The sequence below is a fragment of the Rothia amarae genome (assembly GCF_014705945.2).
Lineage (GTDB): Bacteria > Actinomycetota > Actinomycetes > Actinomycetales > Micrococcaceae > Rothia > Rothia amarae.
This window is the reverse complement of sequence record NZ_CP061538.1, coordinates 1,599,099-1,611,832: the sequence shown is the minus strand read 5'-3', so window position 1 is coordinate 1,611,832 and position 12,734 is coordinate 1,599,099. Positions and strand designations below refer to the sequence as shown.

The window sequence follows — 12,734 nt, the reverse complement described above, 5'->3', positions numbered from 1 at the left end:
GGGAAACGCCAAGATGAAATGTTGTTAACTAAGCCATAGAATGGCTTCAGGTTATTATTGTTCAACAATAAAGCACACTTTCGTGTGTTGTCTATCTCTGTCTTACACGAAAGGAAGAGCGATGACTCGTACAGTTGATCTCAATTCGGATTCAGGTGAAGCGTTCGGTTCATGGTCAATGGGGGATGACGCCGCCATGATGAAGATTGTTTCCAGCGCTAACATTGCCTGCGGCTTTCATGCAGGAGATCCGCTGACGATGCGCTCCACCGTTGAAGCGGCAGCAAAGAATGACGTGTCCATTGGCGCGCACGTCTCCTACCCTGACCTGGTGGGATTCGGTCGCCGCTTTATGGACATGACCCCGGCTGAACTCAGCGCCGCTGTGCTCTATCAAATGGGTGCTCTGGAGGCTATATGCCGCGCGTCTAAAACCCGGATTTCCTATGTCAAGCCCCATGGTGGTCTCTATAACGCAATTGTTCACCACGAAAAACAAGCAGAGGCTGTGGCGCACGCCGTCAAAGAATTCGGATCAGACCTTCCGATTCTGTGCTTGCCCAACAGTGAAATCGAGCGTAAAGCTCTTACTCTCAACGTTCCGGTGGTTCATGAAGTATTCGCTGATCGGGGTTATACCCCCGAGGGTACCCTGGTTCCCCGAACTCAGCCTGGGGCAGTCATCCATGATGTAGACAAAGTTGCGCAACGAGTGTTGCAGATGGCAACAGAAGGAACGGTCGTTGCTAATGACGGCTCAACGGTAACGCTCGATGCTCAAAGTATCTGTGTTCACGGGGATACTCCCGGGGCAGTTGCCATTGCTCAAAAAGTGCGGGAAACGTTGACCGCACATGACGTTGAGATACGTTCCTTTTGCGCTTAATCAACGCAAACACATACGATGAATATTGTTGAACAATCTTTGAGTTCAATATTGAGAACTATCTGTTAGGAGCAATAGGTGACTGCACCTCCAATGCTCAAGCGATTCGGTCTGACCTCCATTCTGGTGGAGTGTGCAGATCTCAGCGCGGCGCTCGCCGTGCATTCCCATCTTCAGCATCAACCGCCAGCTGGGCTGGTTGAGCTCATTCCCGCGGCACAAACCGTGCTGGTGCGTTTCGAGCAAGCGCATCAAGCTCTGACTTTTGCGCGCACTTTTACCGGCGCGGCTAGCACCGATATTCGCAGGGAAGCAAGCCGCGAACAGCTGATTGATGTGGTGTACGATGGCGAGGATTTAGCAGACGTCGCAGAGCACACCGGGCTTTCAATCGAGAAAGTCATTGAGGCTCATACGCAGCAACAATGGTCTGTGGCATTTGCCGGATTTGCTCCAGGCTTTTTTTACTTGCACGCTGAAGAAAACGTTCTAGAAGTTCCCCGACGCGCATCACCCCGTACCGCGGTACCCAGCGGTGCCGTCGGTCTGGCAGGACAGTTCTCCGGTATCTATCCCCGCACTTCTCCCGGTGGCTGGCAACTCATCGGTCATACCAATGCACCCTTGTGGGATCTCTCCCAGAATCCTCCTGCGCTTCTTGAACCGGGTAATACGGTGCGTTTTCGCGCGGTGCGTGAGCACATCGACGTCGCCACGCCCGAATCTACTGTGTCAGAACCCTCAACAGACTCGGTGCTGACCGTGAAAACTGCAGGCGCGCAACTGCTCTTCGAAGACGAAGGTCGTAGCGGACTCACCCACTGGGGTGTTTCACCGGCGGGGTTTGCTGATCCTGTAGCTGCTCACGCTGCCAACCTGTTAGTAGGGAATATGCCCTCGGCGACCGTCCTCGAATCGCTCATGGGCGGATTCGTTGTGGAGGCGCAGCAAGATACGGTAGTAGCCCTTACTGGAGCACGCACCTTTGCTATTGTCACCGAACCTGCCCAGCCCGATCGAGTGGTGCCGCAAGATGCACCCGTTGCGCTCATGGCAGGCCAGACCCTGCGTGTCGGTGTTGCCGAGCAAGGCTTACGCGTTTATCTCGGAATACGCGGCGGGTTCGCGGCGGAGGAAGCTGCAACGAGCTTTTCCACCGACACGATGTCATCCATCGGGCCCTCCCCACTGCAGCCCGGAGATTCCCTTCATGTTGCCGAAAAAACGGGGATTGCCGTCGCACACCCAGTGATTGCCCCGGCACTGCCTAACCCGCAAGAAGCTAATCTCATTCGAGTAATTGTGGGGCCGCGTGATGACTGGTTTACCCCCGAATCAATACAGCGATTCTTCCGTACCGAATGGACGGTCAGCCCAGATTCCAATCGCATCGGAATCAGGCTTGCGCCGCAAGAAAGCGGATCTTACGGTACCGATACACAAATCCTAGAACGCGCCAACACCGAAGAACTACCCAGCGAGGGCATGGTTTCGGGGGCGATTCAGGTGCCGCCAAACGGTGAACCGGTCGTCTTCTTAGCCGACCACCCCGTCACCGGTGGTTACCCCGTGATTGCTTGCGTTCACCCCCACGATCTGAGGCTACTTGCTCAAAGCCAGCCCGGAACAACCATTAGATTTACACGCTTCGAGATAGACGGCGAAGCCAACGAACAGGAGAACACCCGTGCGTAAAGTATTGATTGCAAACCGCGGTGAAATTGCAGTACGCGTCATCGGCGCCTGCGCTCAAGAAGGCTACGAAAGCGTTGCCATCTACGCAGATTCGGACGCGCAAGCACTGCACACAGTACTTGCCGACGAAGCTTACGCTCTCGACGGTATTACCCCTGCAGAGACCTACCTCAATGTTGAAAAAATTCTCGATATTGCACAAAAATCTGGTGCTACCGCTGTGCACCCCGGCTATGGCTTTCTCGCAGAGAACGCCAAATTCGCGCAGGCAGTCATCGATGCTGGACTGATTTGGATTGGCCCTTCACCCGAAACAATTACTGCGCTCGGTGACAAAGTTAAAGCTCGCGATATTGCGCTCGCTGTCAACGCTCCCTTGGCTCCTGGAACCGACGGGCCGGTCGAAGGCCCCGCTGAAGCGCGCGAATTTGCTGAAAAGCACGGACTTCCCATCGTCATTAAGGCAGCCCACGGTGGTGGCGGACGCGGCATGCGCGTGGTGCGGGAAATGCACGAAATTGAGAACGCTTTCGAATCGGCTCAACGAGAAGCAGTAGGGGCATTCGGAAATGGCGAATGCTTCGTAGAACGTTTCCTCGACAAGCCCCGCCACGTAGAAACTCAGGTGGCAGCGGACCAGCACGGCGGCGTCGTCGTCCTGGGAACCCGCGACTGCTCCTTGCAGCGCCGCCACCAAAAGCTCATTGAAGAAGCACCGGCACCATTCCTAACGACCGAACAAATTAAGACGCTGGAGAAAGCCTCCAAGGATATCTTTGCTGAAGCCGGCTACACCGGTGTAGGCACCTGCGAATTCTTGATTGCAAACGATGGCACAATTTCCTTCCTCGAAGTAAATACCCGTATTCAGGTAGAGCATCCGGTGACCGAAGAATCGGCAGGTGTCGATCTTGTACGTATGCAGCTTGATATAGCGGCAGGGGGGCCCCTCGCCTATACCGAAATGCCAGAACCCATCATGCACGCCATCGAATTCCGTATTAATGCTGAAGATCCCGGTCGCGGATTCTTGCCCTCAGCGGGAACTATCGATTCGATTAACGTGCCTACCGGACACGGTATCCGCTGGGACTCAGGCGTGCGCGCAGGCACCGTTATCGACGGCAGCTTTGATTCGATGCTGGCTAAACTTATCGTCACCGGAACCACTCGCGAGAGAGCCCTCCGCCGCGCAGTTCATGCGCTCAAGCAGCTAGAAATCAACGGTGTTTCCACTGTCGTTCCATTTGACCGCATGATGGTTGAGCACGAAGCATTCAAATCAGAAGACGGCGAACTGGGAATCTACACCACCTGGATTGAAGACGTATTGGGCGACGATCTGGAGATTGATCCCCACTACGAACAGGGCCTGATTCCCGTGGGCGCTCAGGTTCTGCCCGGCACGGGCGTTACCCGCTTTGCCCTGGAAATAGACGGAACGCCTAAACGAATCGGCATTCCCGACGCTGTATTCGCCGCTATGGGAAATGGTGCTAGCGCCGGTGTTCCCGAACCCGCTGCTGCCACCGGCGTGGTATCGCCGATGGGTGGTGTTCTAATTCGCTTCACGGTAGAAGAAGGCGCTGAGGTATCGCAGGGTGAGCAGATTGCGTTACTGGAAGCTATGAAAACCGAGGTTCCTGTATTCTCCGATGCGAACGGTACAGTGGCGCACTTTGAGGTTGCAGCCGGCGAACGCGTTCAGGCAGGAGATACCCTCCTCAAATTCGCGTAACCTAGAAGAGTGAATCCAGAAACATCTACTCTCTCCACGGTTTCGAGCCTGGCAGAAATAGCTGCTCGCACGCCGTCGGCTCAGCACGCGCACGTTACGAGTTGGACGGTAAACGTTCTGCGGAGTGCAATGAACGACGGCGTGTTGGTGCCGGGAACTAAGCTTTTGGAGCAACACATTTCGGAGATCCTCAATATTTCCCGAAATACACTGCGCCAGGCGTTCATGATTCTGATCGCTCAGAATCTGGTGGAGCAAATTCCTAATCGGGGTGTGTTTGTGAGCGCGCCCGATAAGGAACAGATTAGTGAGATGTTTACTGTTCGGTTGGCTCTAGAGGGGGCTGCTATTGAGCTGGCTCCCTCTGGAGCGCAACCGCATATCAGAGAAATTTTGAAGAAAGCACAGCATAGCCGAGAGCGTGGTTCGGTATCAGGAATGGCCAGTGCCAACCAAGATTTCCATAAAGAGTTAGTGCAACTAGCTGCAAGCCCCCGCCTTGATTCGCTCATGAGCAGTGTGTTGGCGGAGATGCGTTTGCTGTTTTTCTTGATGGAAACGGTCCCCAGCTTTCACGCGCGGTTTGTGGATCTGAATCGGGAACTTTTAGAGCTGGTGGAGCAGGGCCATAAAAAAGAAGCCCAAGCAGCCTTGCGACAGTATCTCAAAATATCGCAGGAGCAATTTACCCAGAAACTACACGACTGATATTGGAACTTCTGGTTAACTGCTCACCGGAAAACCAATAAATCAACCTCATGACAGTAGTGCCCCCCGGCGAAGAATTTGCCGGGGGCACTACCCTTCTTTTGAGAGTTTTGGAACGAGCCTAACGGTCGTCCACCGCAATATGGCGGGTGGGTTCTTGAACGACAGGAATCTGTTTGGTCGGAGATTTCTGCGCTACGGCATTATCTACGTGCTGATCGCCTTCGAGATGGTCATTGCCCATTGTGGATTCATCGAAGGGGTCATTGCCTGCCAAAACGTTCTTGACCTTAGCCATATCCACTTCGTTCACAATCTTGCCCAGTAGAACGGTTGCCACTGCATTGCCGGTGAAGTTGGTTAAGGCGCGAGCCTCAGACATAAAGCGGTCGATACCGACAATCAGACCGACGCCGTCGATAAGGTCCGGACGATGCGACTGCAAGCCTGCTGCGAGGGTTGCAATACCTGCACCGGAAACACCAGCGGCACCCTTTGATGCAATAATCATGAAGAGCAACAGCGAAATCTGCTCGCCAATCTCCAACGGATTACCCATAGCTTCCGCAACGAAGATGGACGCCATCGTGAGATAGATTGCGGTTCCGTCGAGGTTGAACGAGTAACCGGTAGGAACTACCACGCCCACCACAGGCTTAGAAACACCCAGGTGTTCCATCTTTGCAATGAGTCGGGGGAGTGCGGCTTCAGAGGACGATGTGGAGAAAATCAGCAGGTATTCGCGAGCTAGGTACTTCATCAGTTTGAAGATATTGACGCCGGTTACCAGCTTGAGCAAACCACCAAGGATAATAGCGATGAAGAGAATACAGGTGATGTAGAAACCGACCATCAGAATCAGCATCGACCCGATAGCCTTGGCGCCGGTACTGCCCACTACACCTGCAATAGCGCCAAATGCGCCCAAAGGTGCAACCCACATAATCATCATCAGCAAGCGGAAAACAAGTGCTTGCATGTAGGTAATAAACTTGAGAACAGGTTTACCTACTTCACCCATACGCTGTAGTGCAAATCCGACCAACAACGCAACGAAGAGAGTCTGCAGGATGTTCCCTGAGGTCAGCGCCGAAAGCAACGACGTTGGAATGATACCCAGCAAGAAACCAATCGTGCCGTCCCCATGTTCAGACTCAGCAGACACCGGAGGAGTGTAACCGGTGGGCTGATAGTTCAAATCGTGCCCAGGATGAATAAAGTTACCTACTACCAACCCAATCGCCAAAGCAAAGGTAGACATGCAGATAAAGTAAAACAGCGCCATGCCGCCCACTTTGCCCACGGTAGCTGCTTTTGCAACGGAGCCAACTCCGATCACGATAGTGCAGAAAATAATGGGCGCAATCATCATTTTGATGAGAGCTACAAAAGCGGTGCCGATAGGAGCCAAACTCTTGGCGAAACCGGGGAACAATATACCCACGATGCAACCAAGAACTACCGCGACAATCACCGACACATACAGCATATGTGTAGGGTCTTGGTAAAACTTCTTCTTAGAAGCCTGAGGAGTAGCAGTCATATGCCAGAGCCTTTCTTTGACGCGCAATGCGCCGACGGTCCGAGAACGTCAAAGGGGAAGCGCTCGGAGAATGTGTGATGAGATGTGCCTAACAGGCGATAAGAAAAATACTAGGGCATTAACCTGCAGTTCATCGAAAGGTTGAGGGTCCAAATCCGAGTATGACCTGTTATTTCATCATGCGACCATGGAAGAATCACGATTTACTCAGGGTAAATGCATACTGCCCGAGGAAACACCAACTTTGAAATGAGTATCTCCCCGCTTCGTAAGAGGTGAGCATGTGATACTAAATACCGTGATAGATGCACTACTGAAGATTTTGATGGCTGCACCGGCGTTGTTGGGAATGGGTCTGATGATGGGCTTTAGCCCCGCCCTCTATAGCATCACCTTTCTGGCTCTCATTAACGATTCCCCCAGGATTCATATTGTGCGATGGATTGTGTTGGGAATCTTTTTAGGTGCGAGTACGCTCATTCTTCTCTTTCGGTTTGTGGATCCCCAAAATCTCATCGGCACGGTACACACGGAGGGCGCTAAATTACTGCTAACCCACAGCATCGATATCTTCGCCGGCGTCGTCCTACTGCTTGCTGGAGTAGTGATGTGGAGTCGCCGCAAACTCCCTCAACGACCTCATCGGGTGAAGGGCTCCCATCTGTACCCTCGCAAAGCTGTGCTGGAAGGTTATTTGAATTCCTCCATTGGAGTGAGCTCTGTGGCAACCATGTATTTAGCAGGTCGTCTCGTATCAAGCGTGAGCCATAGCCCGGTGGAGTGGATATGCGCGTACGCAATCTTCGTTGTTAGTATGGTTGGCCCCTATCTTTTGATAGAAGCAAGCTGGAACAAATATCCCCGATTTGCGCATGTTATGACAGACGGGTTTCACCGCCTCAAGACCGCCAATCTGCGTGGTCTTTACGGGGTGCTATTGGGTGCGGCAGGTTGTGTATTCCTAGGTCTTTCCCTCAGGGGCTTTCTCGCCTGAAACACAATTTGTTCAGAATACGGGTGAAAGCGGTAATCTAGAAGGTAAAGACCAAAGTCAGAAATAGACTCAACTAACCCAAAGGTGAAAAACATTGACCGAAAATGGAGCCGAACAGCTCGGACCAACAGGGCGCCCCTTGCGTGTCTTTCCTGATCCTGCGCCGCTACCTGAACACGGTCCCGCCCGCATTATCTCCATGGTGAACCAGAAGGGCGGGGTGGGTAAAACCACCTCCACTATTAATCTTGGCGCAGCTTTAGCTGAAGTTGGGCGTAAAGTCTTGCTCGTTGATTTTGACCCGCAGGGTGCACTGTCTGCTGGTTTCGGTGCAAATCCACACGAGCTAGATTTGACTGTATATAACGTCATGATGGATCGCAAAGTCGATATTCACGACGTCATTCAGCCCACAGAAGTCGAAAACATCGACTTACTCCCCGCTAACATTGACCTCTCTGCAGCAGAAGTTCAGCTAGTGAACGAAGTAGCTCGCGAACAGGTCTTGGCTTCAGCCTTGCGTAAAGTCGAGAACGACTACGATGTCATTCTGATTGACTGCCAGCCTTCGCTGGGTCTGCTTACCGTTAACGCATTGACCGCCAGCCACGGCGTGATCATTCCTCTCATCTGCGAATTCTTTGCCCTCCGTGCAGTGGCACTGTTGGTGGATTCGATTGAAAAGGTGCAGGACCGGCTCAATCCCAAACTTCAAATCGACGGTGTACTTGCCACCATGTTTGATACCCGCACTCTGCATTCCAAAGAGGTGTTGGCGCGAATTATCGACGCGTTTGGCGACAAAGTATTTGACACCGTTATTAAACGCACGGTGAAGTTCCCCGACGCTACCGTCTCGGCAGAACCGATTCTTTCCTACGCCTCAAACCATTCGGGTGCAGAGGCATATCGCCAGCTCGCCCGCGAACTCATTAGTCGAGGGGGAGCACCCTAAAGGCTCCCGCAACGAAAGAATTTCTTGCTCAACCCCGCAATGACCGACGCGCGGTCGCCTACCCGGCACCGCGCGTCGGGTTTGTGCGTGGGCTAAACAACGCCGGGAAGTCTTGAAACTACCCCCCAACACAGGGCAAAATATAAGTAGCTAGTTTACATCTCGACAATAGCTTGAGAAGAGGACGCTGCCGTGAGGGCACCGACAACAATCATCAACCAGCAGGGAAAATTCGCCGAAAATACACCCGGCTTCACCCTGACACTTCAGAACTTCGAAGGCCCCTTTGACCTTCTCCTTTCCCTTATTTCCCGCAGAAAACTCGATATTACCGACGTAGCGCTCGCCGAAGTTACCGATGAATTTTTGCACTATATCAACCAACTTTTTGAGAGCCAGATAGACACCGCTCTTGACCAAGCAAGCGATTTCTTGGTTACTGCCGCTACTCTGCTCGATTTGAAAGCAGCACGGTTACTTCCCCGCGGTCAAGTGGAATCAGAAGAAGACGTGGTTTTGCTGGAGGCTCGTGACCTACTCTTTGCACGGTTGCTTCAGTACCGCGCTTACCGCGATGTAGCCGGTATTCTCGCTGAACGCTATGAATCCGAGGCGCAGCGTTTTCCCCGAGATGTTGCTTTAGAACCCCAATTTGCCCAGGTTTTACCTGAATTGGTTTTTGAGATAAGCCCCGAAGAATTTGCTCAGATAGCGGCGAAAGCATTGAGTGCTTCGCATTTTGAAGATGAACCGCATGAGAATTTGGCGCAGGTTGAGCTAGGGCACCTTCACCAGCCCCTCACTACCATTGCGGACGAAGAAAATTTCATTGTGCAACGCTTGGTAGAAAATTCCCAGGAGTCCTTTTCGAATCTCATTCGCGGATGCGGAGAATTCGAAATAGCCGTTTATCGTTTTCTGGCGGTGTTGGAGCTGATACGCAATGGGGCAGTAGAGGTAACTCAAGCTAACCCCCTGGGCGAAATTTCTGTGAGCGCTGTCGGGGAAAAATCCCCGGTGCCTGAGTTACAGAAGGAGGCAAGTGTATGAGCGATATAACGGGAGTAAACCCCGATTTTACGGACGACGACCTTGCCATCCTCTCGACGGGCGCATGGAACCCGGAGGGGGACGACGCCCCAGCAGAGACGCCTGAACAGCAGGTAGAGGATTCTCTTCCCGAGATTCCCGAAGCGCCAGATAATCCGTGGGAGCAACCCGAAACCGCCGAATCGTATGCGCAACAGCAGCAGGAAAAACCACGTACGGAAGTTAAGCGTTCTGAAATTATCTCGCGGGTTGAGTTGACCCCAGGGGGCGTCAAAGCAGCTATTGAAGCAATTTTGGCAGTTGCAGATGCGCCCGTCAGCGTACGCGAGCTGTCCTCGGCTCTGATTGTTTCCGAATATGAAGTGGAAAAAAGCTTAGACGAGCTTTACCGCGAATATAACGGATACGACGACGGGCAAACGGTTCACGAACCCCGAGGGTTTGAGCTACGCAGAATCGCTGGCGGATGGAAGCTCTACTCGCGACATGACTTCAGCCCATGGGTGCAGCGGTTTGTGGTGGGAGATTCCACGGCAAAACTCCCCAAAACGGCTATGGAAACTCTGACCGTTGTGGCTTATCAACAGCCGGTGACCAGAAGTTATGTGGCAAGTGTTCGCGGAGTAAACGCCGATGCTGCCTTTCGCACCTTGCTCAAACGTGGACTGATTGCAGAGACCATTCCCGAACCAGAAACCGGTGCTCATCAATACATCACCACCGATGTATTTCTTCAAAAGCTGGGTTTAGGTTCCTTAGAAGAACTGCCCGCCTTGGCGCCCTACTTACCTGATATTGACGACATCGAACTAGCAACCGAAACACCCTAAAAGATTCAGCGGAGTTTATTTCTCCGCGAAACAGACAGATAGCGCACTCATTGCGCAGAGAACAAGAGAGAAAAAGGTAATACACATGGCAGGAAGAACTGGAAGCGGAGCAGGAAACCACGGACGCGGCGGAGCAGGTCGCGGGTTCGGCAAGAATAACGAATTCCGCGGTGGCAAGCCCGGAGGAAAATCAGGTGGATTCAAGGGCAAGGGTTCCAACAAGGGAGCTAAGCCTGGTGCACCCGGCGGCCCCCGTAAACCGGGTAAGGGTCAGGGGCCTAAATTTAAATCAGGTAAGCCCTTTGCCGGTGAATTCGGCGAGTTCCGCCCTAACAACCGCAAGAATAGCAACTACGCTGGTCCCCACCGCCCGCGTCGTCCTAAGGCAGACCCCGTAGATCATTACGATTTCTATGACCACGAAGGCGTTCGCCTGCAGAAGCTGATGGCTCAAGCTGGTGTGGCGAGCCGCCGCGTGTGTGAAGAAATGATTGAAGAAGGTCGCGTGACAGTCAACGAGCAGCTAGTCACCGAATTGGGTGTTCGCGTCAACCCTGATGAGGTTTCAGTCCGAGTTGATGGAATCACTATTCAGACCAATGACAAGCTTGTTTACATGGCGTTTAACAAGCCTGCAGGCGTTGTCTCCACTATGGAAGATCCCGACGGTCGCCCCTGCATTAGCGACTTCTTGCGCAAATCTATGAATCAGCGCGTGTTTCACGTGGGGCGTCTCGATGTTGAAACAGAAGGTTTGCTTCTTCTCACCAACGACGGCGAACTCGCTAACCGTTTGACCCACCCCTCTTATGAAATTCCTAAGACCTATCTCGTGCAGGTGCGCGGTCCTGTGGAATTGGGTGTGAGCAATCAGCTGAAGAAGGGCGTTCGTTTGGAAGACGGCGTCTCCCGAGTTGACGATTTCCGCCTGGTTGATTCAACTCCCGGTCACGTTTTGATTGAGGTTGTTATTCACTCCGGTAAGAACCGTATTGTTCGCCGCATGTTTGAAGAAGTCGGCTACCCCGTAGAGAAGCTGGTTCGCGTAGAGATGGGGCCGGTTCGTATTGGATCGCAGAAACAGGGCACTATTCGAAACCTTTCTAAGGTTGAGATTGGTGAACTGCTTGCTTCGGTAGATATGTAAGAATCGTTGCGCTTGACAGGGGAGAAACGAATGGAACTGGCAGAAGATCAAAACCTCTCTGCCCTTGCTGGTTCGGTGCTCATTATTGGTACCGGTCTGTTAGGGGCATCGGTAGGTTTGGCTTTGCGCGCCCAGAAGATACCGGTGTATCTCTCTGATGTTTCTCCGACGATAGAAGCAATTGCAGAGGATATTGGTGCGGGTCGCTCCCTCCGCGCGGTAGCTACCGAACGCGGTGTTGCGCCGTCGGATCTTCGGCAACTGCTGGGGAGCGAACCTCAGTTGGTGGTGGTTGCAGCGCCACCGGATGTTTGTGCGCAAATCGTGGTCGAGCAGCTCACCCTCTGGCAACATGCAGTTGTCATTGATATTGCTTCGGTGAAATTGTCGATTCTGCAACAGGTTCAACAATCGGGTGTAGATACTTCCCGTTATCTAGGTACACACCCGATGGCTGGTCGAGAAAAATCTGGCCCTGTTGCAGCGCGCGGGGAGCTCTTCACCTCCCGCCCTTTCGTCGTCTGCAAGCATCCAGACGTTTCGCCCACTGCTGTGCGACTAGCGCAAACACTGGGAATTGAGATGGGATCCACCCTGACCTACCTCGACGCCGCAGAGCACGATCGAGCGGTCGCCCTGATTTCTCATGTGCCCCAGGTGATGAGTTCTCTGATGGCGTCGCGCTTGCAAGAAACACCCTTACATGCGCTGGGGCTAGCAGGGCAAGGCCTGCGGGATACCGTTCGAATCGCTGGATCTGACCCCGGATTGTGGATTCAGATTTTAGCGGCAAACTCAGAAAATATAGTGCCCACGTTGCATGGGGTGAGGGATGATTTGGAGCGGCTCATAACAACTTTAGAAAATCCCACTGCTGCAGGAGCGCGCCTAGATATCGCCCAGCTCATGAGCGAAGGCAACGCCGGGGTAGCTAGGATTCCAGGTAAGCACGGTGGGGCTCCCGAGGCTTTCTCGCAACTTACCGTTCTGGTGGACGATACGCCGGGGCAGATTGCCCGGCTACTCATCGACATAGGGGAGCTCGGGGTCAACATTGAGGATCTCCGATTAGAACATTCTCCCGGACAACCTGTGGGCATGGCTGAAATTTCGGTCAATCCCAACGAACACGAAAAACTAGTAGAGGATCTCACCAGCGCGGGCTGGAAGGTCGTTCGCTAACAGAAA

At 53.0% G+C, this 12,734-nt stretch carries 11 protein-coding genes; 10 read left to right on the top strand and 1 reads right to left on the bottom strand.

All coding sequences use genetic code 11. From position 1 onward, the window contains the following. The first annotated feature begins 121 nt into the window (after positions 1-121). The 4 genes from IDM48_RS07615 (at position 122) to IDM48_RS07600 (ending at position 5,027) form a co-directional block, all read left to right on the top strand. Positions 122-886: a LamB/YcsF family protein gene (locus IDM48_RS07615; protein ID WP_190616793.1), complete on the top strand. Its 765-nt coding sequence runs from the start codon at positions 122-124 to the stop codon at positions 884-886. Between the two features lie 78 nt (positions 887-964). After that, complete coding sequence (locus IDM48_RS07610; protein WP_238397931.1) at positions 965-2,581, top strand: 5-oxoprolinase subunit B/C family protein; 1,617 nt, start codon at positions 965-967, stop codon at positions 2,579-2,581. After that, the gene (locus IDM48_RS07605; protein ID WP_190616791.1) at positions 2,574-4,319 is read left to right on the top strand and encodes an acetyl/propionyl/methylcrotonyl-CoA carboxylase subunit alpha; all 1,746 of its coding nucleotides are present in this window, start codon (positions 2,574-2,576) and stop codon (positions 4,317-4,319) included. Before IDM48_RS07610 ends, IDM48_RS07605 begins: the two co-directional genes overlap by 8 nt. Before the next feature lie 9 nt (positions 4,320-4,328). Next, on the top strand, positions 4,329-5,027 hold the full coding sequence (locus tag IDM48_RS07600) for a GntR family transcriptional regulator (protein WP_190616790.1): 699 nt from the start codon (positions 4,329-4,331) through the stop codon (positions 5,025-5,027). A 121-nt stretch (positions 5,028-5,148) separates the two neighbouring features. Here the strand turns inward: IDM48_RS07600 and IDM48_RS07595 are convergent, their stop codons facing one another. Beyond that, positions 5,149-6,570 carry a cation:dicarboxylate symporter family transporter gene (locus IDM48_RS07595; protein ID WP_145177567.1) on the bottom strand — a complete coding sequence of 474 codons (1,422 nt, stop codon included), beginning with the start codon at positions 6,568-6,570 and terminating at the stop codon, positions 5,149-5,151. Between the two features lie 283 nt (positions 6,571-6,853). Here IDM48_RS07595 and IDM48_RS07590 point away from each other — a divergent pair, with 283 nt between their 5' ends. The 6 genes from IDM48_RS07590 (at position 6,854) to IDM48_RS07565 (ending at position 12,728) form a co-directional block, all read left to right on the top strand. Further along, positions 6,854-7,564, top strand: a complete 711-nt coding sequence (locus tag IDM48_RS07590) for a GAP family protein (RefSeq protein WP_145177564.1) — start codon at positions 6,854-6,856, stop codon at positions 7,562-7,564. A gap of 94 nt (positions 7,565-7,658) precedes the next feature. Continuing rightward, positions 7,659-8,519 (top strand): ParA family protein, encoded by an 861-nt coding sequence (locus tag IDM48_RS07585; protein ID WP_190616787.1) that lies wholly within the window; start codon positions 7,659-7,661, stop codon positions 8,517-8,519. 192 nt (positions 8,520-8,711) lie between these two features. Beyond that, a complete protein-coding gene (locus tag IDM48_RS07580) occupies positions 8,712-9,569 on the top strand; it encodes a segregation and condensation protein A (RefSeq protein ID WP_190616786.1) in 858 nt (285 codons plus the stop codon). Further along, a complete protein-coding gene (scpB, locus tag IDM48_RS07575; RefSeq protein WP_190616784.1) occupies positions 9,566-10,399 on the top strand; it encodes an SMC-Scp complex subunit ScpB in 834 nt (277 codons plus the stop codon). Before IDM48_RS07580 ends, scpB begins: the two co-directional genes overlap by 4 nt. An 85-nt stretch (positions 10,400-10,484) precedes the next feature. Beyond that, positions 10,485-11,546 (top strand): pseudouridine synthase, encoded by a 1,062-nt coding sequence (locus tag IDM48_RS07570; protein ID WP_068171714.1) that lies wholly within the window; start codon positions 10,485-10,487, stop codon positions 11,544-11,546. Between the two features lie 30 nt (positions 11,547-11,576). Next, a complete protein-coding gene (locus tag IDM48_RS07565) occupies positions 11,577-12,728 on the top strand; it encodes a prephenate dehydrogenase (RefSeq protein ID WP_190616782.1) in 1,152 nt (383 codons plus the stop codon). Positions 12,729-12,734: the final 6 nt, after the last annotated feature.

Coding starts and splice junctions, on each gene's coding strand:
- IDM48_RS07615 (WP_190616793.1), top strand. CDS start 122: ATGACTCGTACAGTTGATCTCAATTCGGATTCAGGTGAAGCGTTCGGT.
- IDM48_RS07595 (WP_145177567.1), bottom strand. CDS start 6,570: ATGACTGCTACTCCTCAGGCTTCTAAGAAGAAGTTTTACCAAGACCCT.
- scpB (WP_190616784.1), top strand. CDS start 9,566: ATGAGCGATATAACGGGAGTAAACCCCGATTTTACGGACGACGACCTT.
- IDM48_RS07570 (WP_068171714.1), top strand. CDS start 10,485: ATGGCAGGAAGAACTGGAAGCGGAGCAGGAAACCACGGACGCGGCGGA.
- IDM48_RS07565 (WP_190616782.1), top strand. CDS start 11,577: ATGGAACTGGCAGAAGATCAAAACCTCTCTGCCCTTGCTGGTTCGGTG.